The sequence below is a fragment of the Streptomyces sp. NPDC088910 genome, assembly GCF_044749865.1.
In the GTDB taxonomy this organism is placed as follows: Bacteria; Actinomycetota; Actinomycetes; order Streptomycetales; family Streptomycetaceae; genus Actinacidiphila.
The window spans coordinates 34,440-59,339 of the sequence record NZ_JBIVIV010000017.1; the positions used below are offsets into that span (position 1 = coordinate 34,440).

Annotated in this window: 24 protein-coding genes; 12 read left to right on the forward strand and 12 right to left on the reverse strand. The window is 72.8% G+C overall.

Annotated elements, in window-relative coordinates; genetic code table 11:
- Positions 1-285: 285 nt before the first annotated feature.
- The 5 genes from ACIP4Z_RS31410 to ACIP4Z_RS31430 form a co-directional block, all read right to left on the reverse strand.
- Positions 286-714 (reverse strand): NUDIX hydrolase, encoded by a 429-nt coding sequence (locus tag ACIP4Z_RS31410; RefSeq protein ID WP_401313708.1) that lies wholly within the window; start codon positions 712-714, stop codon positions 286-288.
- Positions 711-2,030 (reverse strand): CHAD domain-containing protein, encoded by a 1,320-nt coding sequence (locus ACIP4Z_RS31415; RefSeq protein WP_401313710.1) that lies wholly within the window; start codon positions 2,028-2,030, stop codon positions 711-713. Before ACIP4Z_RS31415 ends, ACIP4Z_RS31410 begins: the two co-directional genes overlap by 4 nt.
- A complete protein-coding gene (locus tag ACIP4Z_RS31420) occupies positions 2,008-4,218 on the reverse strand; it encodes an RNA degradosome polyphosphate kinase (protein WP_355341872.1) in 2,211 nt (736 codons plus the stop codon). The genes ACIP4Z_RS31415 and ACIP4Z_RS31420 overlap by 23 nt, the downstream gene beginning before the upstream one ends.
- An 801-nt stretch (positions 4,219-5,019) precedes the next feature.
- Entirely contained in the window at positions 5,020-5,961 is a 942-nt protein-coding gene (gene mshD, locus ACIP4Z_RS31425; RefSeq protein ID WP_401313712.1) for a mycothiol synthase, read from the reverse strand.
- 68 nt (positions 5,962-6,029) lie between these two features.
- On the reverse strand, positions 6,030-7,226 hold the full coding sequence (locus ACIP4Z_RS31430; protein WP_391049747.1) for an MFS transporter: 1,197 nt from the start codon (positions 7,224-7,226) through the stop codon (positions 6,030-6,032).
- A 294-nt stretch (positions 7,227-7,520) separates the two neighbouring features.
- Between ACIP4Z_RS31430 and ACIP4Z_RS31435 the strand changes: the two genes are divergently transcribed.
- Positions 7,521-9,320, forward strand: coding sequence for a bifunctional metallophosphatase/5'-nucleotidase (locus ACIP4Z_RS31435; RefSeq protein WP_401313715.1), 1,800 nt, complete (start codon positions 7,521-7,523; stop codon positions 9,318-9,320).
- 14 nt (positions 9,321-9,334) lie between these two features.
- On the opposite strand, the gene ACIP4Z_RS31440 is transcribed toward ACIP4Z_RS31435, so the two are convergent.
- The 6 genes from ACIP4Z_RS31440 to ACIP4Z_RS31465 form a co-directional block, all read right to left on the reverse strand.
- Positions 9,335-10,798: a HAMP domain-containing sensor histidine kinase gene (locus ACIP4Z_RS31440; protein WP_355341884.1), complete on the reverse strand. Its 1,464-nt coding sequence runs from the start codon at positions 10,796-10,798 to the stop codon at positions 9,335-9,337.
- Positions 10,795-11,535 carry a response regulator transcription factor gene (locus ACIP4Z_RS31445; protein WP_401313866.1) on the reverse strand — a complete coding sequence of 247 codons (741 nt, stop codon included), beginning with the start codon at positions 11,533-11,535 and terminating at the stop codon, positions 10,795-10,797. The genes ACIP4Z_RS31440 and ACIP4Z_RS31445 overlap by 4 nt, the downstream gene beginning before the upstream one ends.
- Before the next feature lie 48 nt (positions 11,536-11,583).
- Entirely contained in the window at positions 11,584-11,865 is a 282-nt protein-coding gene (locus tag ACIP4Z_RS31450) for a hypothetical protein (RefSeq protein ID WP_355341887.1), read from the reverse strand.
- Positions 11,866-12,032: 167 nt separating this feature from the next.
- Complete coding sequence (locus ACIP4Z_RS31455) at positions 12,033-13,217, reverse strand: S1C family serine protease (protein WP_401313717.1); 1,185 nt, start codon at positions 13,215-13,217, stop codon at positions 12,033-12,035.
- Positions 13,218-13,424: 207 nt separating this feature from the next.
- A complete protein-coding gene (locus ACIP4Z_RS31460) occupies positions 13,425-14,450 on the reverse strand; it encodes a LacI family DNA-binding transcriptional regulator (RefSeq protein WP_355341893.1) in 1,026 nt (341 codons plus the stop codon).
- A gap of 43 nt (positions 14,451-14,493) precedes the next feature.
- Positions 14,494-15,288 (reverse strand): response regulator transcription factor, encoded by a 795-nt coding sequence (locus ACIP4Z_RS31465; protein WP_355341896.1) that lies wholly within the window; start codon positions 15,286-15,288, stop codon positions 14,494-14,496.
- 441 nt (positions 15,289-15,729) lie between these two features.
- Between ACIP4Z_RS31465 and ACIP4Z_RS31470 the strand changes: the two genes are divergently transcribed.
- From ACIP4Z_RS31470 to ACIP4Z_RS31505, 8 genes are all read left to right on the forward strand, one after another.
- A complete protein-coding gene (locus ACIP4Z_RS31470; protein ID WP_401313720.1) occupies positions 15,730-16,572 on the forward strand; it encodes an alpha/beta hydrolase in 843 nt (280 codons plus the stop codon).
- Between the two features lie 113 nt (positions 16,573-16,685).
- Positions 16,686-16,973: a MoaD/ThiS family protein gene (locus ACIP4Z_RS31475; protein ID WP_355341902.1), complete on the forward strand. Its 288-nt coding sequence runs from the start codon at positions 16,686-16,688 to the stop codon at positions 16,971-16,973.
- 1 nt (position 16,974) lies between these two features.
- A complete protein-coding gene (locus tag ACIP4Z_RS31480) occupies positions 16,975-18,636 on the forward strand; it encodes a hypothetical protein (protein WP_401313723.1) in 1,662 nt (553 codons plus the stop codon).
- A 247-nt stretch (positions 18,637-18,883) separates the two neighbouring features.
- A complete protein-coding gene (locus ACIP4Z_RS31485; RefSeq protein ID WP_355341908.1) occupies positions 18,884-19,585 on the forward strand; it encodes a DUF2993 domain-containing protein in 702 nt (233 codons plus the stop codon).
- A gap of 236 nt (positions 19,586-19,821) precedes the next feature.
- Entirely contained in the window at positions 19,822-19,902 is an 81-nt protein-coding gene (locus tag ACIP4Z_RS31490; protein ID WP_355342331.1) for a putative leader peptide, read from the forward strand.
- A 167-nt stretch (positions 19,903-20,069) separates the two neighbouring features.
- Positions 20,070-20,906, forward strand: a complete 837-nt coding sequence (locus ACIP4Z_RS31495; protein ID WP_355341911.1) for a sulfurtransferase — start codon at positions 20,070-20,072, stop codon at positions 20,904-20,906.
- Positions 20,907-20,925: 19 nt separating this feature from the next.
- The gene (locus ACIP4Z_RS31500) at positions 20,926-21,216 is read left to right on the forward strand and encodes a DUF1416 domain-containing protein (RefSeq protein ID WP_355341914.1); all 291 of its coding nucleotides are present in this window, start codon (positions 20,926-20,928) and stop codon (positions 21,214-21,216) included.
- A 120-nt stretch (positions 21,217-21,336) separates the two neighbouring features.
- Complete coding sequence (locus ACIP4Z_RS31505; RefSeq protein ID WP_355341917.1) at positions 21,337-21,723, forward strand: DUF3099 domain-containing protein; 387 nt, start codon at positions 21,337-21,339, stop codon at positions 21,721-21,723.
- 11 nt (positions 21,724-21,734) lie between these two features.
- On the opposite strand, the gene ACIP4Z_RS31510 is transcribed toward ACIP4Z_RS31505, so the two are convergent.
- Positions 21,735-22,097, reverse strand: a complete 363-nt coding sequence (locus ACIP4Z_RS31510) for a DsrE family protein (protein ID WP_355341920.1) — start codon at positions 22,095-22,097, stop codon at positions 21,735-21,737.
- A 181-nt stretch (positions 22,098-22,278) separates the two neighbouring features.
- On the opposite strand from ACIP4Z_RS31510, the gene ACIP4Z_RS31515 reads away from it, so the two are divergent.
- The 3 genes from ACIP4Z_RS31515 to ACIP4Z_RS31525 are packed head-to-tail and all read left to right on the forward strand — an operon-like array spanning position 22,279 to position 24,791.
- Positions 22,279-23,022 (forward strand): hypothetical protein, encoded by a 744-nt coding sequence (locus tag ACIP4Z_RS31515; protein ID WP_401313726.1) that lies wholly within the window; start codon positions 22,279-22,281, stop codon positions 23,020-23,022.
- 54 nt (positions 23,023-23,076) lie between these two features.
- On the forward strand, positions 23,077-23,937 hold the full coding sequence (locus ACIP4Z_RS31520; RefSeq protein ID WP_401313728.1) for a hypothetical protein: 861 nt from the start codon (positions 23,077-23,079) through the stop codon (positions 23,935-23,937).
- The gene (locus ACIP4Z_RS31525; protein WP_401313730.1) at positions 23,934-24,791 is read left to right on the forward strand and encodes a hypothetical protein; all 858 of its coding nucleotides are present in this window, start codon (positions 23,934-23,936) and stop codon (positions 24,789-24,791) included. Before ACIP4Z_RS31520 ends, ACIP4Z_RS31525 begins: the two co-directional genes overlap by 4 nt.
- The last annotated feature ends 109 nt before the right edge of the window (positions 24,792-24,900 follow it).

Below are 24,900 nucleotides of genomic sequence, written 5' to 3' on the forward strand. Positions count from 1 at the left end.
GCCAGGTGAACCTCGTCTATCAGGGTGGTGCCGCTACGCGCGTTACGCGCGCCGTGGTGACGAAGTGGTATCCGGGGCTGTCGTTGTGTCACAAAGGAACACGGGCAGGTCACGGGGGTGACACGGGCCGGTTACGGCCGCCGGGCGGGCCGATCGGCACGCGGTGGTACGTCGGTTCACCGGCCGTCCACCCGCTCGGGTGCCCGCTCGTGCCCCCGCTCGGGCCCCGCGAGCCGGTGCGGGCGGCCCGGTGAGCCCGCTGTGGGACCGCTCCGACGACGGCCGTCAGCCCGCCAGCGCGTGCAGCAGGGCGTCCACGAGGGGCCGGTCGCGGTCGTGGGTGAGCCTGCGGCGGGCGGCGGAGGGCGGCAGCCAGATCATCCGGTCCACCTCGTCGTTGGGGATGAAAGAGCCCTCCCACGCCTCGGCCGCCCAGTAGCGGACCTCCTTGGGGCGGCCGTCCACCAGATAGCGCGACGTCGGCAGCGGGGCGCCGAGTGAGCAGCCCAGGCCGGTCTCCTCACGGGTCTCGCGCAGCGCGGCGGCAGGGAACTCCTCGCCGCGCTTCAGCTTGCCCTTCGGCAGGCTCCAGTCGTCGTAACGCGGCCGGTGCACCAGCGCCAGTTCGATCCCGCCGTGGTACGGCGAGACGCGCCACAGCACGACGCCCGCCGCCCGTACGGTCGTTCCGCTCTTGTCGCCCGCGCGTTTCATTCCGTGCGCGCCCCCGGTACGGAATTCGGCCCAGGGCCCGGTACGGGTCCCGGTGCGGACCCCGGCGCGGCACTCGCTGCGGGACCGGGCGGACCGGGCCGAGAGGCGCCAGAGCCCGGCTGCCACAGCCGCGAGAAGGCGAAGCGCGCGGCTTCCACCTCGTGCCGCTGGTCGGCGTGGAGCACGCCCAGCGCGTACGCGGTCGCCGGAGCTATGCGCGGGGTGCGGGCCGCCGCCGCGACGGCCGCCGCGCACTCGGCCGCCTCGCGGTGCCTGGCCAGCAGCACGGCCGCCTCGGCCAGCCGCTGCGCCGCCGCCTCGCCGTCCGGGTCGATGCCCCGGCAGACCTCGGCCGCGTAACGGCTCAGCCGCAGCAGCACCCGCACCTGGTGCCAGGGGGAGTCCTGGAGGTCGGCCGTCAGCTCGGTGCCGAGCGCCGCCTGGACGGCCTCCGCGTTGTACGGGTGCGCCGCGCGCAGCAGCGGCAGCGCGCCCGCCGCGTCGGCCAGCCGCCGGTCGGCCTGGGCGGCGAGCGGCGGCAGTACGGTCGCGGCCGGTCCCTCGGCCGCCGCGGTCAGCGGCACCTCGGAGGCCAGGACGGCGATGTTGTCCGCGAGCGCGTGGAAACGCGAGGAGCCCATCGCCTGGAGCGTCGCCGAGTGCGCCCGGGTACGGGCCAGGGTGAGCTGCCGCTCCAGGAGCGCCCCGGCGCGCGCGGCGCCCAGCGCCAGCGGACCGCTCCCGGCCGGGGGCGGCGGGACCGCGGGCGCGGGCGGCCCCGGGACGTCGCCGGTGTCCGCGGGGGCCTTGCCGCCGGCGTCCGGGTCCGGGTCCGCGGCGGCCGACAGCCGCCGCAGCGCCTCCAGCAGCCGCGCCAGCCGGGCGGTGTACTGCGGCTCGCGGGCCAAGGTGGTGGCCAGCCAGCCCAGTTCGGCGCGGAGCGACTCGGCCCACACCGGGTCGGTCAGCGGCGCGTAGATGTGCAGGACCCCGCCGATCCGCCGGGCGCTGGCCCGCAGCAGTTCGTCGGCGTCGCCCTCGTGCTCGCCCCGCAGGCTCAGGGCCCGCAGGAAGGCGGTGGCCTGGTCGTGCAGATAGCGCGCGAGGGTGCCGCCCGCCGTACCGCCGGGCGGGCCCGCGGGCGCCGGGCCCGCGTCGGCCGTGGGCGCCGCGGCCGTCCGCGACTGCGGCGTACGCGCTTGCGTCGTACGTGTCCCCGTCGTGCCGCCCGGTGCGGGGGCGGCGGCCGGTGGGCCCGGGTCGCCGCTCCCCGCGGGGGTCAGCGGGGGGCTGTCAGGTAGCTGCTGCTGGGCCACGCCGGCGCCTCCGGGCGTCGATGAGCATCTCCTGGACATTGCGCAGCGGCTTCCCGTCCGGGTCGGTGCTGTGCCGGGTCCAATTACCGTCCGCCGCCAGGTGCCAGGAGGAGGTCGTGTCCGACATCCCGTCCTCCAGCAGGCGGTTGAGGGTGGCGCGGTGGGTCGGGTCGGCGACCCTGACCAGCGCCTCGATGCGGCGGTCGAGGTTACGGTGCATCATGTCGGCGCTGCCGAACCAGACTTCGGTCTCGCCGCCGTTGCCGAACGCGAACACCCGCGAGTGTTCGAGGAAGCGTCCGAGCACGCTGCGGACCTTGATGTTCTCGGACAGACCGGCGACACCCGGCCGTACCGCGCAGATCCCGCGCACCCAGATGTCCACCGGGACCCCGGCCTGCGAGGCACGGTAGAGCGCGTCGATGATCTGCTCGTCGACGATCGAGTTCACCTTCAGCCGGACATACGCGGGACGCCCGGCGCGCTGGTGCGCGATCTCCTCCATGATCCGGGAGATCAGGCCGTCGCGCAGACTGCGCGGCGCGACCAGCAGCCGGTTGTAGACCTCGCGGCGCGAGTAGCCGGACAGCCGGTTGAACAGGTGCGACAGATCCGCGCCCACCTGCGGGTCGGCCGTCAGCAGACCGAGGTCCTCGTACAGCCGGGCCGTCTTCGGGTGGTAGTTGCCGGTGCCGACGTGGCTGTAGCGGCGCAGGGTGTCGTCCTCCTGGCGGACCACCAGCGACAGCTTGCAGTGCGTCTTGAGGCCGACCAGGCCGTACACGACATGGCAGCCCGCCTCCTCCAGCTTGCGCGCCCACTTGATGTTGGCCTGCTCGTCGAAGCGCGCCTTCAGCTCGACCAGCACCAGCACCTGCTTGCCCGCCTCGGCCGCGTCGATCAGCGCGTCCACGATCGGCGAGTCGCCCGACGTCCGGTACAGCGTCTGCTTGATCGCCAGGACGTCGGGGTCGGCGGCGGCCTGGTCGAGGAACGCCTGCACGGAGGTGGAGAAGGAGTCGTACGGGTGGTGCAGCAGCACGTCCCGGCGGCGCAGTGCCGCGAAGATGTCGGGCGCCGACGCGGACTCGACCTCCGCCAGGTCGCGGTGGGTGCCCGCCACGAACTTCTGGTATTTCAGCTCGGGGCGGTCCAGGCCCGCGATGGCGAACAGCCCGGTCAGGTCCAGCGGACCCGGCAGCGGATACACCTCGTTGTGCTTCATCTTCAGCTCGTGCACCAGCAGGTCGAGCACGCGCGGGGCGATGGACTCCTCGACCTCCAGGCGGACCGGCGGGCCGAAGCGGCGGCGCATGAGTTCCTTCTCCAGCGCCTGGAGCAGATTCTCGCCGTCGTCCTCCTCCACTTCCAGGTCCTCGTTGCGCGTGACCCGGAACATGTGGTGGTCGAGCACCTCCATGCCGGGGAACAGCTCCTCCAGGTGCGCGGCGATCACGTCCTCCAGCGGCACGTACCGCTGCGGACCCGCCTCCAGGAAGCGCGACAGGATCGGCGGCACCTTCACCCGCGCGAAGTGCTCGTTGCCCGAGACCGGATTCCGTACCACCACCGCCAGATTCAGCGACAGACCCGAGATGTACGGGAACGGGTGCGCCGGGTCGACGGCCAGCGGGGTCAGCACCGGGAAGATCTGCTGCCGGAACAGCGTGAACAGCCGCGCCTGCTCCTTCTCGGTCAGCTCGTGCCAGCGGATGACGTGGATGCCCTCGTCCGCGAGCTGCGGCGCCACGTCGTTCTGGAAGCAGGCCGCGTGCCTGGCCATCAGCTCCCGCGACCTGGTCAGGATCAGGTCCAGCACCTCGCGCGGCTGGGCGCCGGACGCCGAACGGGTCGCGACACCGGTCGCGATACGCCGCTTCAGGCCCGCGACCCTGACCATGAAGAACTCGTCCAGATTGCTGGCGAATATCGCCAGGAAGTTAGCCCGTTCGAGGAGCGGGGTCGCCGGGTCCTCGGCCAGCTCGAGCACCCGCTCGTTGAACGCCAGCCAGCTGCGTTCGCGGTCCAGGAAGCGGCCCTGCGGCAATTCCTCACCGAATTCCTCGCTCGCCTCGCCCAGGCTCGACGATCCCGGGTCCGGATTCGGTACGACGCGGGGGCGGAACGTCCCGGACGCCAACGACTGCTGGGGCTGGGCGGGAAAACTGGGGTGATTCGTCTGGGCCATGGGATGCGAGCCCTCCTCCTGGTCCGGCACGGGGCGGCCTGCGGCCGGCTCGGGGCGACCGTGGGCCGTCGGTCCATTGTCCCGTGTACCCGAGGGTTTCGGCAGGTCGGGCGGGGGAGGGGGTGCGGGGGCAGCGGGCTGCATCCTGCGATGCTCGCAAGCGAGGTTGAATCGCCGGTAACGAGAGCGTTGCCGTCAGGCAAGCGGGACGCTTCCAGCGGGGGTGCCTTCGAAGCACGGCTCGCGCCCCGTCCGAACCCTCCGGTCCGCCCCCTCCCCCTCCACCTCGCGCAGGTGAGCCCCTTTCCACGGGCGCGGCCCCGCGGGTCCCCTGCCGGGGGGGTGGGCCGATCTTCCCAGGGGCGCGCCCTGGGGCGGTTCTTCTGCCGGGCGCCGGCCCCGTGTTTTTTGGGGCGCGGCCCGGGGGGCTTCTGCCGGGGGGTGGGCCGATCTTTTAGGGGCGCGGCCCCGGGGCGGTTCTTCTGCCGGGGCGGCACGCCGTGTAGTTAGGGGCGCGGGGAACTGCGCGCTCAGCCCGCGCGGTGGCGCGGGTGAGGAACCGGCCCCAGCGGGGCAGATGCGGTTGTTTTCGGGCTGACAGCCCGGTGGGGGCTGGTCGCGCAGTTCCCCGCGCCCCTAAAAAAACAGGCCGTGCGCGGGGTGGAGGCACTGGGCGCGCCCCGGAAGGGCAGGCCCTGCGCAAGGCGGAGGCACTGGGGGCGCGCCCTGAAGGCAGGCCGTGCGCGGGGCGGAGGCACTGGGGGCGCGCCCCCGGAAGGGCAGGCCCTGCGGGGGGGGGGCTTAGGTTTCGGTGCGGTACATGAGGTCGACCTCGTGGGTGGTGAAGCCGAGGCGTTCGTAGACGGAGAGGGCGGCGGGATTGTCGGCGTCGACGTAGAGCAGGGCGGCGGGAAGGCGGCGGTCACGGGCGAGGTGGCGGAGCCCGACGGCGGTGAGGGCGCGGCCGAGGCCGGAACCCTGCTCGGCGGGGAGGACGCCGACGACGTAGACCTCGCCGAGCCCTTCGGGGTGGACTTTGGTCCAGTGGAAGCCGACGAGGTCGTCGCCGCGGAAGGCGAGGAAGAAGCCGGCGGGGTCGAACCAGGGCTCGGCGAGGCGGTCGGAGAGGTCGCGCTGGGTGAGGGAGCCCTGCTCGGGGTGGTGGGCGAAGGCGGCGGCGTTGACGGCGAGCCACGCGGCGTCGTCGCGCCCGGGGACGAAGGTGCGGACGGTGATGCCGTCGGGCAGCCGCGGCTCGGGGAGGTCGGCGGCGTCCGGGGTCAGGGGCCGCCGCATCTGCCGCAGCTCGCGGAAGAGCTTGAGGCCGAGCTGGACGGCGAGGTGCCGGGCGGCGGGGTGCCCGCCGTGGGCCCAGACGCGTACGCGCCTGCCGGTGGCGTCCAGAAGGGCAGCGGCCAGGGTGCGGCCGTGGCCGCGGGAGCGCCGCGCGGGGTGGACGACGAGTTCGGCGGAGGGCGCCTCGACCGGGTCCGAGCCGTCGATCTGCGCGTATCCGGTGAGGTCGGCCCCGGCTCCGTCGGCCCCCTCGGCCCCGTCCTGTCCAGGCGTCCACAGCAGCAGGTGCCGTACGCCCTCGCGCGCGCCGCCGCGCACATGGAGCCGTCCGCTCTCGGAGACGGCGGGCTGCCCGTCCGCGGCGGTCGCCGCCCCGATCAGGCCGAGCACCGCTTCGGCGGTGTCAGCGGGCAGTTCTGTCAGGGCCTCGATCCGCGCGTCGGTCATGCGGAGATCGTACGGCGGGTGCCCCCGGCATCGGTGGCGGCGGGTGCCCGCGGAGCCGAAAGCGTCGGTCAGGCCGAGACCGTACGGCGGGCGGCCTCGGCGTCGGCGGGGGCGGCGCGGCGGGGGATCGGGATGAGGACGGCGGAGACGCAGGTCGTGGCGGCGGCGAGGGCGAAGCCGGGCCAGTAGGCGGTGGCCGAGATGACGGCGGCCATGACCGGCGGGACGACGGCGGCGGTCAGATTCTGGCCGGTGTTGTGGACCCCGAGGGCGCGACCCGACCAGGCGGGGCCCGCGTGCTCGGCGGTGGAGGTGAAGGACAGGCCGTTGGTGCTTGAGGTGATCGCGATGGCGGCGACCAGCAGCACGGGGGTCAGCGGGGAGGGGAAGGCGGTGCTCACGGCGGTGGCGGCCACCACGGCGGCGGTCAGGACGGCGAGCTGCCGCATCGGCCGCAGCCGGTCGCCGACCCGGTCCGACCAGCGGCCGACCAGGATGCGGGACACCGCGCCCAGACCTTGGGCGACGGCGATGAGCTGCCCGGCGTGCACCGGCGACCAGCCGCGTACGTCGACCAGCAGCACCAGCGCGAAGGCCCCCGCGGTGAACTGCGGGATCACCAGCAGCGCGGCCGACCCGTGGATGCGGGGCAGCAGCCGCGAGCCGCGGTACGGGTTCGGCGCGGGGCCCGCCGCGGCGGCCTCGGCGCGCGCCGGGTCGGCGGCGAAGACCGCGATCAGCACGGCGATGACGGCGCAGATCGCGGCGAGGAAGCCGAAGGCGCCGCGCAGCCCGTGCGCGGCGGCCAGCGGCGGCATGGCGAGGGCGGCCACGCCCATGCCGAGCGGGGTGGAGGTCTGCCGGATGCCCATGGCCAGCCCGCGCTCCTCGGCGGAGAACCAGCCCATCACCAGGCGTCCGCTGGCCGAGTAGACCGAGGCGCCGGACGCGCCCGCCAGCACCAGCAGCGCGCCGAGCGCGACCATGCCGTGCGCGGCCCAGGCGGCCCCGCCGAGGGCGCCGGCCGCGATGCCGAGGCCGAGCGCGATCACCACCCGCTCGCCCCACCGGTCGGCCGCCGCGCCCCACAGGTAGAGCGCGAGCACCAGCCCCGCGGTCGGGCACGCCACCAGGAAACCGACCCGTGTGAGGCTCAGCCCCTGCTGGCCGCGCAGCTCGTCGGCCAGATACGGGACCCCGTACACGAAGGCGCAGGCCGCGGTCTGCGCGGCCGTTCCCAGCGCCAGCATGATCCAACGACGCACGTCGGAAGCACCTCCTCGGTGAGTGGGTGGTGCATCCAACTATGGCGGCTGCTCCGCAGTTTGAGACAGTTCGTTTCGCATCGTGAGACCCGATACGGCGACATCGCGCCACCGGACCTCACCCGGACGATCCCGGCCCACCGGGCGGTAACCGGGTCTTAACCCCCGCCCCCCTGCCGCGCTACGCGCGTTGACTCTATGCTGCCCTCCGCGTGACCCGTATTTGACCAGTTGTTGACTTCATCTGACGGCGGCTGACCCCAGCCGACGCCAGTCCTTGATCCGAGGGGATCCATGTCTCTGACGCGCAGAATCTCCGTCGCGGCCGTCGGGCTCGTGGCCGTCGGCGCGCTTGTCGCGGCCGGGCCCGCCCAGCACGGTGGCGGCCACGACCGGCCCGGCCACCCCGGAAAGCCGGGCCACGGGCAGTCCGGCAACACGGTCGACCTCCAGTTGCTGACGATCAACGACTTCCACGGCAATCTGGAGCCCCCGGCCGGCTCCTCCGGCCGCGTCACCGAGCAGCAGGCCGACGGCACCGTCAAGACCATCGACGCCGGTGGCGTCGAGTACCTGGCGACCAGCCTGCGCAACGCCCGCAAGGGCCACGACCGTTCGCTGACCGTCGCCGCGGGCGACCTGGTCGGCGCGAGCCCGCTGCTGTCCGGCCTCTTCCACGACGAGCCCACCGTCGAGGCGATGAACAAGATCGGCCTCGACGTCACCGGCGTCGGCAACCACGAGTTCGACGAGGGCAAGGACGAACTGCTCCGTCTCCAGAACGGCGGCTGCCACCCGGTCGAGGGCTGCTACGAGAAGGGCAAGAAGTTCAAGGGCGCCGACTACCCGATCCTGTCGGCGAACGTCGTCAACGAGAAGACCGGCCGCCCGCTGCTCGCCCCCTACACGATCAAGAACGTCAAGGGCGTCCGCGTCGGTTTCATCGGCGTCACCCTCAAGGGCACCCCGAACATCGTCACCGCGTCCGGTGTGAAGGGCCTGAAGTTCCTCGACGAGGCCGAGACGGTCAACAAGTACACGGCCGAACTGCGCAAGCGGGGCGTCAAGTCGGTCGTCGCGCTGATCCACGAGGGCGGCTTCCCGGTCTCCGGCAGCTACAACTACGACTGCGACAGCGGCGGTCCCGGCACCGGCATCTCCGGCCCGATCGTGGACATCGCGAAGAAGATCTCGCCGGACGTCGACGCGCTGGTCACCGGCCACACCCACAACGCGTACGTCTGCACCATCCCCGACCCGGCGGGCAAGCCCCGGCTGGTCACCAGCGCCTCGTCCTTCGGGCGGCTCTACACCGAGCTGGACATGAAGGTCGACAAGCGCACCGGCGACATCGTGCGCACCTCGGTCAAGGGCAGCAACCACGTCGTGGACCGCGTCCAGCCCAAGGCCGCCGACATGACCTCGCTGATCACCCGCTGGAACGCGCTGGCCGCCCCGATCGCCAACCGCACCGTCGGCTGGATCAGCGGCGACATCGCCCGCACCGGCACCAACGAGACGCCGCTGGGCGACCTCATCGCCGACGCGCAGCTCGAATACGCCAAGACCCTCGACCCGACCACGCAGATCGCGTTCATGAACCCCGGCGGCATCCGCACCGACCTGGTCTACGCGGCCTCCGGCAACGAGGGCGACGGCGTCGTCACCTACGCCGAGGGCTTCGCCGTACAGCCGTTCAGCAACACCGTGAACCTGGAGACGCTGACCGGCGCGCAGCTCGTGACCGCGCTCCAGCAGCAGGTCAGCGGGCCGAACGAGGCGGCGACGAAGATCCTCCAGATCTCGGCCGGGCTCACCTACACGCTCGACCTGACCAAGTCCGGCGCGGCGCGCGTCGTCGCGGACTCCGTCAAGCTCAACGGCGCCCCGATCGACCCGGCCGCCAGCTACCGCGTCGCGATGAACAACTTCCTGACCGGCGGCGGCGACGGCTTCCCCGTCCTCGCCCAGGGCACGTCCCTGCTGATCGGCGGCGACGACCTGGCCGCCTTCGCCACCTACCTGACCGCCCACTCCACGGCCGCGGCGCCCCTCGCCCCGCCCGCCGCCGACCGGGTCACCGTCATCAAGTAGGGCTCAGAGCACGGTCATTCGTCGAAACCGGCGAATACGGTCGAGCCGCCGGACGACACGGCGGGCCCCTCGGGCGGCGCGGTCGGCGCTCCCGGCAGCCGGAGGGCGGCGAGCGTGCCGCCCCCCGGCGCCCGGGTCAGCGCGACCTCGCCGCCCGACTGCTGCACCGTGCGCGCCACGATCGACAGCCCGAGCCCGCTGCCCGGCAGCGACCGCGCCGACGGCGACCGCCAGAACCGCTCGAAGACATGCGGCAGTTCGTCCTCCGGGATGCCCGGCCCGTGATCGCGTACGGTGAGCTGCCCGTCGGCCAGCCGCACCTCGATCCCGCCGCCGGGCGGGCTGAACTTCACCGCGTTGTCCAGCAGATTGACGATCGCCCGCTCCAACGCGGCCGGCTCCGCCCGCACATACCAGGGCGCCAGCTCCGCGCTGATCTTCAGGTCGGGCCCGCGCAGCCGCGCACGCTCCAGCGCCGTCTCCGCGCTCTCGTGCAGCGCCACCACCTCAAGGGTCGGTACGGCGTCCGGCCGGGACAGCTCCTGCAAGTCGCCGATCAGCGAGGCCAGTTCGGTCATCTGCGCTTTCACCGACGCCATCAGCGCCTTGCGGTCCTCCGGCGGGATCGCCCGGCCGGTGGCCTCACTGCGCTCCAACAGCTCGATGTTGGTCCGCAACGACGTGAGCGGCGTGCGCAGTTCGTGCCCGGCGTCCGCGATGAGCTGCTGCTGCCGGTCGCGCGACGACGCCAGCGCGGCCGTCATCGCGTTGAACGACGCGCTCAGCCGGGCGATCTCGTCCTCGCCCTCCACCGGGATGTTGACGTTCAGATCCTCGGTGCGGGCGATGTGCTCGACGGTCTCGGTCAGCCGGTCGACCGGCCGCAGCCCCGTCCGCGCGATCCACAGCCCCGCGCTCGCCGCGCCGACCACGCCGATCCCGGCGACGGCCAGCAGGACCCAGGCCAGGGTGGTCAGCGGGCGGTCGACATCGCTCAGCGGCCGGGCCACGGAAATCGCCGCCGGCTGGAGATTGATCCGTGCCTGTGAGGTGTAGACGCGTAGCTTCTGGCCGTTGGGCGCGGTCACCGTGTGGAGGGCGTCGCGTCGCTGGCCGTCCGCGACCGCGTGGTCGGCGGGGCCGACGGGGATGGTCGTACGGCCCTGCACCCAGCAGGGCGTGCCGTCGGAGAGCACCACCTGGGCCAGGGTGTTGGTGGTGATGAAGCCGACGGAGCCGCCGTTGGCGCCCTGCGTGCTGTTCATCGCCGGAACGCTCGACTGGCAGCCCTGGGTGTTGAGCGTGCGCGAGATCTGCTGTACCGGCACGATGTCCGGCTGGCGCAGCGACTTGTCCAGCTCGCTCATGAGCTGGTCGCGCACCAGCAGCCAGCAGACCAGCGACACCACCGCCACCGCCACGGCCACCGCCGCCGCGGTGAGGATGGTGAGCCGGGACCTCAGGGGGAGCCGCTTCACGCGTGGCCGCCGTCCGGGGCGCGCAGGACGTACCCCACTCCTCGTACCGTGTGGACGAGCCGTCGCATGCCGCCCGCCTCGGTCTTGCGCCGCAGGTACATGACGTAGACGTCGAGGGAGTTGGACGAGGGCTCGAAGTCGAAGCCCCAGACGGACTTGAGGATCTGCTCGCGGGTGAGGACCTGGCGCGGGTGGGTGAGGAAGAGCTCCAGCAGGGTGTACTCGGTCCGGGTCAGCTCGACCGGGCGCCCGTTCCTGGTGACCTCGCGGGTGGTGGTGTCCATCCGCAGATCGGCGAAGGTGAGCGCGTGGCCGCCACCGTCGCCTTCGTGGCCGACGGTGGCGTAGGAACTGCGCCGCAGCAGGGCTCTGAGCCGGGCCAGCAGCTCGTCCAGCTCGAAGGGCTTGACGAGGTAGTCGTCGGCGCCCGCGTCGAGGCCGGTGACGCGGTCGCCGACGGTGTCCCGCGCGGTGAGCATGAGGATCGGGGTGGTCACTCCGGTGGCGCGCAGGCGGCGCGCCGTGGTGAGGCCGTCCATGCGCGGCATGAGGACGTCGAGCACGATCGCGTCGGGGCGGTACGCCTCCGCCTGGTCGAGGGCGGCGAGCCCGTCCGCGGCCAGGGCGGTGTCGTACCCCTCGAAGGCGAGGCTGCGGCGCAGGGCCTCCCGTACGGCGGGCTCGTCGTCCACGATCAGGATGCGGGCGGGGGCCTCGCCGCTGTCGCCGGGGCTCATGGTGTCGGGTACCTCACTGATGGACATCGGAATGGTGCCGGAACTCTCTCAGCGTCGCACGGCGCGCGTCCCGCGTCGTGCGGTCCCGCGGTGCGCGCGGCTCACGGGTTTCGCGGAGGCGGAGACCTCGGCGGGGCGCGGGGCCGACTCCCGCCGGACGGCCCGGTCCGCCGCCGCGTCGCGGGCCGCGCCGGCGGCGATGTGGGCGAGCGGCAGGTCGAGATCGGCGGGCCCGGTGGCGACGGCCGCGTTGTGCGGACTCCAGGAGACGGCGGCACTGAGGGCGCGGCGCAGCCGGTTGGCGCTGACGGTGAGGGTGCTGCTGCTCATGGCGTTCTCCCAGGGTGGTTCGGGGTGGTGCCGTTCTTTCCGGAGGGGCGGGGGGGACGGACGGTTGGGTAGGCGGAGGGTCGGTGAGGCAGAGGGTCGGTGAGGCGGAGGGGCGGAGAGGCGAGGGCGGCCCCTCAGCGGTTCCGCGTGCCCGCGGTCCCGTCGGCTCAGAAGCCGCCGAAGCCGCCGCCGCTGTTACCGCCGCCGCTGCTCCCGTTGCCGTTCCCGCTGCTGCTGCTGCCGTTGTTGTCGGTCGTGCCGCTGCCGCTGGTGCCGCCCGCGCGCAGGCTCGCGAGGTCGGACTTCACGGTGTTGATCGGGATCGCGAAGCCGAGGCCGACGCTGCCGGAGCTGCTGCCCGAGGAGGACGCGTCCGAGTACATCGCGGAGTTGATGCCGATGATCTGGCCGCTCATGTTGATCAGGGCACCGCCGGAGTTGCCGGGGTTGAGCGAGGCGTCGGTCTGGATCGCCTTGTACGTGGTGGTGGAGTTGCCGGTGTCGCCGTTGTACTGGTTGCCGCCGAAGGAGAACGGCCACTGGCCGTTGCCCTGGCCGCCCTGGCCTTGGCCCTGGTTCTCGTCGGTGGACACGGTCACGTCGCGGTTGAGCGAGGACACGATGCCGCTGGTGACAGTGCCGGTCAGGCCCTCGGGGGAGCCGATGGCCACCACCGAGTCGCCGACGGCGATGTTCGAGGAGTCGCCGAGCGTGGCCGCGGGCAGTCCGCTGGCACCCTGCACCTTGATCAGCGCGAGGTCCTTGGCGGAGTCGGTGCCGACCACCGTCGCGGTGGCCGTCTTGCCGTTGCTGTACGTCACGGACACCGAGGTCGATCCGGCGACCACGTGGTTGTTGGTGATGATCTCGCCGCCGCTGGTGATGATGACACCGGCGCCGGTGGACTTGCCCGCGCCGGACGTCGCGTTGATCTCGACGACGCTGGGGCTGACCGCCTTGGCCACGCTGCTGACGCTGCCGTTCACGACGCTCGCGTTGACCGCCGAACTGGCCGTCGTCGTCGTGCCGTTGTCGTGCGTCGCGTTGCCGATCAGCGCTCCCGCGCCGCCGCCGATCACACCGGCCGCGAGCGCGACGGCGGCGAACAGCGCGACGGGCTTGCGGGCCTTGCGGCGGGGAGCGGGCGACGCCCCGGCGACGGCGGGCGTGGCGGGGTCGTACGGGGGCGGCGGCGGGAAGCCGGTCGCGGAGGGGGCGTCGTAGTCGGGGGCCTGGCGGTACTGCGGGGCCTCCGGCTCGGAGACCTGGGGGGCCTCATCGCCGAAGTAGAGCGGAAGCTGCGGTTCGTCCGGGTTCTGGTGTTCGCCGCCGGTGCGGCTGCTCTCGGTCATGACAATGACTCTGTGCCCGGAAGATGAGAGCTTCCTGAGCACTCGCTGAGAAGCCCGGCAGAAGTGGGTATGCCCCATATAAACAAGATCGGGAACACCCGGTCCCGACCGCCCGCGCACCGCCGCCCGCGACCGCCCGCACACCGCCGCCCGTGCGCCGCCGCGCGTACGGCTACGCGCGGCGGCCGTGCGCCCCGGCTCCCGCGGCTACCCGTGGCAGCCGCACGACCCCCGCACCACGAGCCGGGAGGGGAACTGCCGCAGCCGCTCGCGCCGGGCGCCCGGCACCCGCAGCGAGTCGTCGAGCACCGCGTCCACCGCCGCCCTGGCCATCGCCTGCCGGTCGGAGGCGACCGTGGTCAGCGGCGGATCGGCGAGCGCGGCTTCCTTCACGTCGTCGAACCCGGCGACCGCGAGCTGTTCCGGCACGTCGATCCGCAGCTCACGCGCGGCGCGCAGCACGCCGATCGCCTGGTCGTCGGTGGCGCAGAAGATGGCCGGCGGCCGGTCGGGCCCGGCCAGCAGGCCCAGCGCGACCTCGTAGGCGTCGTACCGGTTGTACGGGGCCTGGAAAAGGCGGCCCTCCGTGGACCGCCCCGCTTCCTGCATGGCCCTCTGCCAGCCGACCACGTGGTCGGTGACGGGGTCGCCGATCACCGGCGTCTTCTCCATGCCGCCGAGGCAGGCCACGTACGCGTGCCCGTGCTCCAGCAGGTGGCGGGTGGCGAGCTGCGCGCCGCCGATGTCGTCGGTGACCACGGCGATGTCGTCGATCGCCTCGGGCCGCTCGTGCAGCAGCACCACACGCGCGTCCCAGGCGTCGATCTCGGTCGCCGCGTTCTCGCTGGGGCCCTGGCTGATCAGGATCAGCCCGGAGACCCGCATGCCGAGGAAGGCCCGCAGGTAGTGCACCTCGCGTTCGTCGAGGTAGTCGGAGTTCCCGACCAGCACCATCTTCCCGCGGTCCGACGCGGCCTGTTCCACCGCGTGCGCCATCTCCGCGAAGAACGGCTGGCGCGCGTCGGGCACGATCAGGCCGATGAGGTCGGTACGGCGGCTCGCCATCGCCTGGGCCACACGGTCCGGGCGGTAGCCGAGCTGCTTGATGGCCGCGAGCACGCGCTCGCGGGTGGCCGGGGCTACCGGCCGGGGTCCGTTGTTGATGACGTAGCTGACGACCGCGGTGGACGTCCCCGCCAGCCTTGCCACGTCGTCACGCGTCACCTTGGGCACGTCGCGCAGTCTACGCGTGTCTATCCAGTCGTCACATGGCTCGTCATACGGTCTGTTCGGCGGATTTCAGCCGCTCGACGGGGACGTCCGCGGGCTCGTCGGAACGCTGCGGCCCGCGGCCCTGCGCGGCCTCGCTCCTGGCGGCCTCCTCGGCGGCCCGCTCGACCTTCTCCGGGGTCACGAAGCGGTAGCCGACATTGCGGACGGTGCCGATCAGCGACTCGTGCTCCACGCCGAGCTTGGCGCGCAGCCGCCGTACGTGCACGTCCACCGTGCGGGTGCCGCCGAAGTAGTCGTAGCCCCACACCTCCTGGAGGAGCTGGGCGCGGGTGAAGACCCGGCCCGGGTGCTGCGCCAGGTACTTCAGCAGCTCGAACTCCTTGAAGGTCAGGTCCAGAACCCGGCCCTTGAGCTTCGCGCTGTACGTGGCCTCGTCGACCGACAGGTCGCCGTTGCGGATCTCCATCGGGCTGTCGTCCGTGGTGATCTGCTGGCGGCCCATGGCCAGCCGCAGCCGGGCCTCCACCTCGGCGGGACCCGCGGTGTCCAGCAGCACGTCGTCGATCCCCCAGTCCGCGGTCACCGCGGCGAGTCCGCCCTCGGTGACGACCAGCATCAGCGGGCAGCCGGGCCCGGTCGAGCGCAGGAGCTGACACAGGCTCCGCACCTGCGGCAGATCGCGGCGGCCGTCGATCAGGATCACGTCGGCGCCCGGGGTGTCCACCAGGGCCGGGCCCTCGGCGGGCGCCACGCGGACGCTGTGCAGCAGCAGCCCGAGCGCGGGCAGCACTTCGGTGGAGGGCTGGAGGGCATTGGTCAGAAGCAGGAGAGAACTCACCGGCAGCTCCCGTCGGTCGTCCGGACGTTTCGTCGGTGTGCTCGTGGCTGTGCGCGGTTTCCGCACGCGGTGCGCTTGCTCATTTCCGAACCCTCCTCGGTCCCTGCGAGGACGTACCTCGTGCCGGAAAGCACGAAAGGACCCGGGGGCGACATTGCCCAGGTCCTCTTGCACGGAAGAATAGCCCACATGGACAGCCCTGCCGAGACCGATGACCAGCGTTTCCGTGTAGCACCGATCACTTCCGGCGACGGTAATGCCGCTGGGCGGAGAACGCTCCTGACGGCCGACGGCGTACGGATCGAGGCGGAACACCGGCCCGCGGACACGGAATCGGCGGTCGATACGGCGGACCGGACAGGTGATGTCCGGCGCGTCGAAACGACCCGTGAATCGGCCGCCGATTCGAGGGGTGAATCGGCGGCCGAAGTGCGCGAATCGATGGCCGAAGAGCGCGAATTGGCGATCGTCGTGGCCCATGGATTCACCGGTGCGCTGGAGCGGCCCGCGGTGCGCAGGGCGGCCCGTGTCCTCGGCGGTTCGGCCGGTGTCGTGACCTTCTCCTTCCGCGGTCACGGGCGGTCCGGCGGCCTGTCCACGGTCGGCGATCTCGAAGTGCTCGACCTCGACGCGGCCGTCTCCTGGGCCCGCCGCCTCGGCTACCGGCGGGTGGCCACCGTCGGCTTCTCCATGGGCGGCTCCGTGGTCCTGCGGCACGCGGCGGGACAGACGGTGCACGCGGCGGTGTGCTCGGCGGCGGGGCCTCAGGACGTACGCGGCAACGACGCAGGCGGGGACGGCGTACGTGGCGACGTACGACGGAACGGGCGGGGGGTCGTGCGCCCGGCGCGTGACGGGCGCACGACGGCGCATTCACCGGCGCGTGTGGACGCGGTCGTCTCCGTCAGCTCGCCCGCCCGCTGGTACTACCGCGGCACCGCGCCCATGCGCCGCGTGCACTGGGCGATCACCCGCCCGGCGGGCCGCCTGGTCTCGCGGCTCGGCCTGAAGACCCGCATCCGCGCGGCGGACTGGGACCCGGTGCCGCTCTCCCCGGTCGAGGCCGTCCCGCTGATCGACCCGGACATCCCGCTGCTCATCGTGCACGGCGACCGGGACGGATACTTCCCGCTGGACCACCCGCTCTCGCTGGCCGACGCGGCCGGGCGGGACCGGGCGGAGCTGTGGATCGAACCCGGTTTCGGCCACGCGGAGAACGCCGCGGACGACGCGCTGCTGCGCCGGATCGGCGACTGGCTGACGGGCCGCGTTCCCGCGAGGTGACGTGGACGGGCCATGATGGACGCCGCACCACACGTCAGACACGCACGGCGAGTGACACGTACGGCGAGTGACACGCACGGCGAGCACAGGACAGAACGAAGGACGGAGCCGCGATGGCCGCACCCGACACGGCCGCGCGCCCGGCGGCGGGCACGATCCGCTACTGGGCCGCCGCCAAGGCCGCCGCGGGCACGGCGGAGGAGCCGTACCGCGCGGCGACCCTCGCCGACGCCCTGGCCGCCGCACGCGAACGGCACGCCCAGCGCCCGGAGTTCGCCCGCGTCCTGCTGCGCAGCTCATACCTCGTCGACGGCAACCCCGTCGGCACCCGGGACCACACTTCGGTCAAACTGGCCGACGGCGGCACGGTGGAGGTCCTCCCACCGTTCGCGGGAGGATGACATGACCAACGAATGGCACGGCTTCCAGCCCGGCGACGAATCCGGCCGGCGGCCCGCGGACCCGGACACCGCCCAGGGCGACCACGACGGCCGCTCCCCGTCCGACCCGAACCACGCCAGGCACCGAGCCCCGGGTGACGCGAGTACCGGCGGTGGCTACGACCCCGGCTACGGCGGTCAGCTCCCCGGCACGTACCCGGCCGAGGGCCACGGCGGCACCTACGTCCCTGGCTCCTACGCACCCGAGGGACACGACTCCGGGTACGGCAGCCACGGGGGCCCGTACGGCGGCCAGGCGCCCGAGGGCTACCCGGCCGCGGGGTACGGAGCGCCCGGGGACAACGGCGGGACCGCGTATCCGGGCGGCGGCCACGGCGCGGGCCAGGACGCCGGGTACGGCGGAACCGGCGGCGGTTCGTACGGCGGCCAGGCACCCGGCGGGCCCGCGGGTCAGGGATACGCGGGTCAGGGATACGCGGGTCAGGGGTACGCGGCGCCCGGTGGCGCGTACGCCGGTGACGGTCAGGACGGCGGCGGCCGGCACGCCGGTCAGGGGGCCGGGGTCTATCCGGTCGGCGGCCACGACGAGGGGTATGGCGCGCGCGAATACGGGGACCACCCGGACGGCGGCCGGACGTACGTGCCGGAGCCACTGGCCGGGCCCATGCCGCCGTACTCGGAGCCGGGGGCGCCGTACGCGCCGCCGACGCCCGGGGACGCGTGGGGCGGGCACGCGGGAGGCGCGGACTGGGCCCAGGGGGCGGCGCACCCGCACCCGCAGGCGGGCGGGGTCGAGCAGACCGCCGTGCTGCCGGTGGTCGAGAGCCTGCCGCAGCAGACGCCGGGCAGGCACGGCGACCAGGGCCAGGGCCAGGGCCAGTCCCCGGCCCAGGGGCAGCCGCAGGCACCGGTCAGGACCGGCTCACCGATCATCGCCCCCGGGCTGGAGCCCGCGGCGCTGACGGCGGCGCTCGGCCTGCTGATGGCGGGTGGCGCGGCGCTCGGCAAGCCGGGCCTCGCGGTGCTGCTGGTGGTGCTCCAGGCGGTGACGGCGGCCGGATGGTTCCGGCTCAACGGCATGTGGCCCGCCCGGCAGGGCATCGCGCTGGCGTTCCTGTCCGGCGTGACCGCCGACATCGGCCTGCTGATCGCCGGTGACGACCACGGCCCCGCGGTGCTGATCGGCACCCTCGGCGTATGGCTGCTCCTCGTGCTCGTCCTGCAACTGCGGCACCACGGCTCGGCCGACGAACGCATGTCCTCGCTGACGGCGACCTCCGCGTCCACGCTGCTCACGGTCGTCGCGGCGGGCTACCTCGCCACCGCGGCCTCCGACGCCGGGTCCGATCCGGTCGTGGTCGGCGCCGTCGCGGTGGCCCTGGCGGCCCTCGTCCGCGCCCTCCCGCTGCCGGGCGCCGCCTCCGTCGTCGTGGCGCTGCTGGCCGCCGCGGCCACCGGCTTCGCCACCGGACCGGCCACCGGGATGAGCGGCGGGGACGCCGTCCTGCTCGCCGCGGCCTGCGGTGTCTGCGCGCTGATCGGCCTGCGGGTCGCCAGCTACGACTTCCCGTCCCGTTTCGTGCACTTCACCGCGGGTGTGGCGCTGCCGCTGACCGCCGCGGCCCCGGCCGTCTACATCCTCGGCCGCGTCCTCGCGGGCTGACGGCGACCACCGGCTCGATCCGCCCGCGCGGTGATCCGTCCGCGCGGGCGATGATCCGTCTGCCTGGGCGGTGGTCCGTCCGCGCGGGCGGTGAATTGTTCGCACAGGCGGCGCACAGGTCACGTGCGCACCGTGTGAAGGGCGGATTGAGCCGCGGTAACGGTTGGCCGCGAGGGGAACCGTCGGGTCTGCCCCGCCGTCAGGGCTGAGGGGAGATCAGCGGGGAACGAGCGGGGAGCGACAGCACATGCGAGTGGCGCGGACAGTTCTGATCGTCCTGGTGATCCTCGGCGGCCTCTTCGTCGCGGCCGACCGGATCACGGTGTCGGTGGCGCAGAACAAGGCCGCCGACCGCGCCGCGCTCACCGAGGGCCTGACCACCAAGCCCAAGGTGTCCATCGAGGGCTTCCCGTTCCTCACCCAGGCCGCCGGCGGCAAGCTGGACGAGGTCAAGATCTCCGCGAAGGACATCGCGGCGGGCAACGGCGAGCAGACCCTGCGGATCGACTCCTTCCACGCCGACCTGCACGGCGTACGGCTCTCCGACAGCTACCGGCGGGCGGTCGCGGACACCGCCGACGGCATCGCCTTCCTCACCTACGAGGACCTGACGAAGGCCGCGCCCACCGGGATCACGGTCTCGTCGGCGGGCGACGCCAAGAGCAAGGACGGCGGCGCGCTGGTCAAGATCACCGGCGAGTTCATGGGCGCGAGGCTGAGCGTGCTCAGCGAGGTGACGGTGCGCGGCGCCGACGAGATCGGCCTCCAGGCGGCGGAGCTGCCGAAGGCGTTCACCGAGCTGGGCCTGGAGGACCAGGTGCGGCAGCAGATCGACTTCACCCGGCAGCTCACCCACCTGCCCTCCGGGATCGCGCTGACGTCCGTGACCAGCACGCCGGACGGGCTGTCGGTGGCGGCGGGCGGCAAGAACGTCGTTCTCGCCAACTGAGACGGCGGTGTCCGTACCGCAGTCCTCCGCAGGTGGGCGGGGTGACCGTATCGCCCGATCGGGTGGTTCGGAACGGTCCGGCATGGGGTATTAAGCCGCTCGTACGCCGTCGGCAGGCCGCCGGACGGGCCGAGACACGGGTTGCGTGGCATGGTGATTCCGCCATGCGGACAATCTTGTCTCGGTATATGACACGACGGTGACACCTACGGGTTGATATCCCTACGATCGGGACCATGAAGCGACAGGCGGATCTCACGAAGCGGCGGGCAGTCGACCTGTGCCGCGTCGCCGCCATGCTCTGTCGCATGCCCTAGGGGTGGCGGTTCCTCCGTGCCGATGCCGGCCGTAACGGCCCCCGGCGCAGCCTGCCTCCCCTGCCTGCCAGGCGAATCCCCGCGCATCACGCGCATCGCGTATCCCTCGCAAGCCCCGCGCGCCCGTCGCGCACCGCACATCCGTACTGCCCCGGAGGAGAAACAAGATGAGCCGCAGTGACGTCCTGGTGGACGCCGACTGGGTCGAGGCCCACATCGACGACCCCAAGGTGGTCATTGTCGAGGTCGACGAGGACACCTCGGCCTACGACAAGAACCACATCAAGAACGCCGTCCGCATCGACTGGAAGACCGACCTCCAGGACCCGGTCCGCCGCGACTTCGTGGACCAGGCCGGCTTCGAGGCGCTGCTGTCCGCCAAGGGCATCGCCAACGACGACACCGTGGTGCTCTACGGCGGCAACAACAACTGGTTCGCCTCCTACGCCTACTGGTACTTCAAGCTGTACGGCCACGACTCCGTGAAGCTGCTCGACGGCGGCCGCAAGAAGTGGGAGCTGGACTCCCGCGACCTGGCCGTTGACGTGCCCGAGCGCCCCGCGACCACGTACAAGGCCAAGGAGCAGGACACCTCGATCCGCGCCTACCGCGACGACGTCGTGGCCGCGATCGGTTCGCTGAACCTGGTCGACGTCCGCTCGCCCGACGAGTTCTCCGGCAAGCTGCTCGCCCCGGCGCACCTCCCGCAGGAGCAGTCGCAGCGCCCCGGCCACGTGCCGAGCGCCCGCAACATCCCGTGGTCGAAGAACGCCAACGACGACGGCACCTTCAAGTCGGACGACGAGCTGACGGCGCTGTACGCCGAGGAGCAGGTCGATCTGGCCAAGGACACCATCGCGTACTGCCGCATCGGCGAGCGCTCCGCGCTCACCTGGTTCGTGCTGCACGAGCTGCTCGGCCAGGCCAACGTCAAGAACTACGACGGCTCGTGGACCGAATACGGCTCGCTGGTCGGCGTTCCGATCGAGCTCGGCTCCAACTGACCCCGGAGGACTGAACGTTATGTGTGGAGCCAAGGCCGGTGGGCCCGATCTGGCAGGAGTTGACGTGGCGAAAGAGACGATCATCCAGGGGTCGGTGACCCGCGACGGCGAGCCGGTCACCGGTTACGTCCGGCTGCTCGACGGCGGCGGCGAGTTCACCGCCGAGGTGCCGGTCTCCGCGACCGGGCAGTTCCGTTTCTTCGCGGCCCCCGGTACCTGGACGCTCCGCGCCCTCGTCCCCGGCGCCACCGTCGACCGCACCGTCGTCGCCCAGCAGGGCGCCCCGTCCGAGGTCGCCATCGCGGTCTGACCCCGCCGTGAAGGGCCGCACCCCGCGCAAGGGGGCGCGGCCCTTCGCTGTTCCGGGACTCCGTCCGGCGGGGGGTGCGCGGCGGGTGCTGATCCGGCGTGGCGGACGTACCGTTGAAGGGTGAACGCGCGTCGCCGTCACTGGTATTTCGCCATGATGGGCACCTGCGTGGTGCTGTTCGTCATGGCGTGGTCGGTTGTCCGCATCTGGTCGGTGCCGGCGGCCATCGCGATGTGCCTGGTGGCGATGGTGATCCCGCCGGTCGCGGCGATCGTGGCGAACCGGAAGGGCCCTGAGGACCGGTGGTGGGACGAGGAGCCGCTGCGGCCCGAGGAGCGCAAGCCGACCGGGAAAGAGCGCGATGACCCGCCCCCGCCGGGCGCGACCTCGATGGAGGAGCACCGGAGGATGACCCCGGCGCGGTCCGAGCGCCAGAGCTACGGTTCGTCCGGCGACCCGGAGTCCGACCGGTGGTGGGACGAGCTGGACCGCGGCGGTCCGCCGTAGCGCCCGCGCCTTCAGTAGACCAGCGCCTGCACGCCGTCCGGCATGATCTCGCTGACGAAGAGCTGCGCGCCCGCGATCCGTACGCCCGCGATGACGTCCTGTTCCTTGATGTCACGGCGGGCCGCGCACTGCGAGCACAAGGTGACCTGCCCGGCGGCGAGCACCGCGTCGATCAGATCCGGCAGCGGCGCCGCGTGCGGCAGCTCGAACTCCGCCGCGCGGCCGGGCAGCGCGAACCACGCGGACTCACCGGTCAGCCAGAGCGAGACCTCCACTCCGCTGGCCACCGCGACCGCCGCCACCGTGAACGCCTGCGAGCACCGCTCGGGCGCGTCGGCGCCCGCCGTCACCTTGATCACGAGCTTCTTCGCCATCCGGCCAGCGTAGGCGCAGCCGTCCCGGAGCCGCACCGCACCCGTACCGGTGGCACCTCTGCCCTCCGGTTGTGTCGTACGTCACGCAGGCGTCGGCAAATTTCGTTGTGAAGCCGCTGTGTCGTCTCGACATAATGCGAGTCCGCGTGCATCGCACGCGTGTACGCCCGGGGGGGCTTCTGTGGAACTGAACGACGGTGGCGTACGCCGCCGCGGCCGTGGCGCGCTGTTCGGCGCCGTGGCCGGACTGGTCGCCGTGGCGGCCGTGACAGCGGGGGCGGTCGTCGCCCTCGGCTCCTCCTCCGGCCACGCCGACGCGTCCGTCGCCCCGCCCGCCAGGCCCTCCGCCGCGACAGCGGCCCCGACGACCGGCGCGGCCACGCCCTCTTCGGCAGCCCCCACGGCCGCCGCGCGCGTCCCGGGCCGGGTCTCGCACGGCGTCCACACTGGTGACCTGCGCTTCTTCCTGCTCCCCGCGCCCTCGGACGCCGACGTCTACGGCGACCCGGACGGCTCGCCGTACACCGCCGACGACATCGCGGGCAGCGCCTCCGACCCGTCCGACGCCCGAGCGGCCCTGAAGACGTACGGCTTCCGGACCGGCGCCTACCGCACGTACCTCACCGGGGACGGGGCCTTCGAGGTCAGCGCCCGGCTGATCCGTTTCGGCAGCGCGGAACAGACCGCCGCGTACGACGCGCAGCACTCGTACCAGGGTGCCCGGATTCCGCTGACCACCGCCTATCCGGCCCGCGCCTACAACCTCCAGTCCTCCTCGGCCGAGAGCACCAGCGCCGTGGTCGCCGTCGCCCACCAGGGCGACGTCCACATCACGATCACCCTGACCGGCGGCAAGGCACCGTCCGCCGCGCTGGTCCAGCGCCTGCTCGACGCCCAGTTCCAGCGGCTGAAGACCGGTCACTGACCTCGGGTCCCGCCGCGCGACCTTCTCCTTCCGAACCATCTCGTGGAGATCCCCTTGTCCCTGTCCGAAGACACCCCTGCCCAGGAGCGGGGCCCCGAGCCGGAGCCCGAGGCGCCGCCCGCGCCGGACTTCCCGCCCCTGCCGCCCGCGCCGGGCCTCCCGGCCACGCCGCCCGCGTCGGACCTCCCGCCCACGCCGCCGCACCCGCCGCGCCCGCGCGGGCGCACGACGCTGCTGATCGCCGCCGCGCTGGTGCTCGGCGTGCTGGCCGGGGGAGGCGTGGGCTACAAGATCCAGCACGACCGTGAGCCGACGCCGCTGCCCCCGCTGACCGGCCCCGCGCTGGCGCAGCCGAAGGGGACGGGCCCGGACGTCCCGGCCCTCCCCGTCGCCCAGGACCGGAACGCGGTCTACGACGGCGACCTGCTGAAACTGCTCGTGCCGACACCGAAGACGAAGGGCACGAAGGAGCTGGAACGCGGCTGGCAGTCGCTGGTCGAATACGCCGACGGCTACGGCCGCCCCGACATCGCCTTCACCCGGCTGGCCCAGAACGACTTCCGCCGGGTGGCGGGCGCCGGCTGGACGGACGCCCGCCACGACTTCTCCCATGTGGAAGTCGTGCAGTTCCGTGACGAGGCGACCCTGTACACCGGCAGGCACCTCACCGAGCAGGTGGGAGCCGCGGGCACCAACCCGCACTTCGCCCACAACACGCCCGTGCCCGGCACCGCCGACGGCCAGGCGTGGGGTTCGGGCAGGCCCTACGAGAGCGACGGCTATCTGCCCCAGTACCGGGGCATCGGATTCGCCCGCGTCGGCAACCTCTTCGTCGAGGTCGTCCTGGACTCGGAGCACCCGGTCAAGGTCAAGACCGTCCTGTCCCTCATCAAGCGGCAACTGGAGCGGCTGTGACCGACGAGCCCGAGAACGTACCGCCGTCCGTCCCCGCCGCCCCCTTCGGGCCCCCGGCAGTACCCCCGCCCGCTCCCGCGCCCGTGCCCGCTCCGGCACCCGTGCCCGCTCCCGTACGGTCGCGGCGCGGGCCCGCGCTGATCGCCGTCGGCGCGCTGGTGGCCGTCGCGGCGGGCGGGGGGATCGGCTACGCGGTGCTGAAGCAGCGCGACGACGGCACGTCGGCCAAGCCCGCCGTGGCCACGCCCTGGACGCCGCCCGCGCCGACCGCCACCGAGGACTTCGGCGCGAAGTCCGGCGGCAGCCACTACGGCAGCCTGAGCGAGCTGCTGCTGCCGATGCCCGCCGGTTACGGGCCGGGGCCGGACGTCGAGGGCTTCGGCAACGACGTGGAACTGAACGCGACGAAGGCCGCCGACCTGGTCAAGGGCGACCTCGGCGGGCTGACGAAGAAGCAGCGCGCGAAGACGGAGAAGGCTCTCGCGCAGCTGCACATCGAGGGCGCGGGCATGCGGACGTACCGGTCGATCGAGAATCTGATCGTCGAGATCGAGATCGTCCAGATGAAGAACAAAACGGCGGCGCACGCCCAGACCGACTACTTCACCGAGTTCACCAAGGCGCTGGGCGTCTTCCGCAACGGGCCCACGATCGACGGCCACCCCGGCGCGACGTGCGTGCTGCCGCCGACCGAGCCCGGCGAAAAACTCGACGAGATGCTCTGCCAGGCCACCGAGGGCGACCTCATGGTCACGGTCACCGCCTCCGGCGTCGTCCCGCTCCAGAAGAACGAGGCCGCCAAACTCCTCGCCCAGCAACTCGACCGCATCAAGGACCCGGGAGAGGCCGTCTGATGCCCGACAATTCGCCTGCGGCTGAGCCCGCCACCCCCCTCGCGCCGCAGCCGCCGTCTCAGCCGGAGCGGCTTTCCGAGTCCCGGCCGGCGCCCCAGGGGCCCGGCGA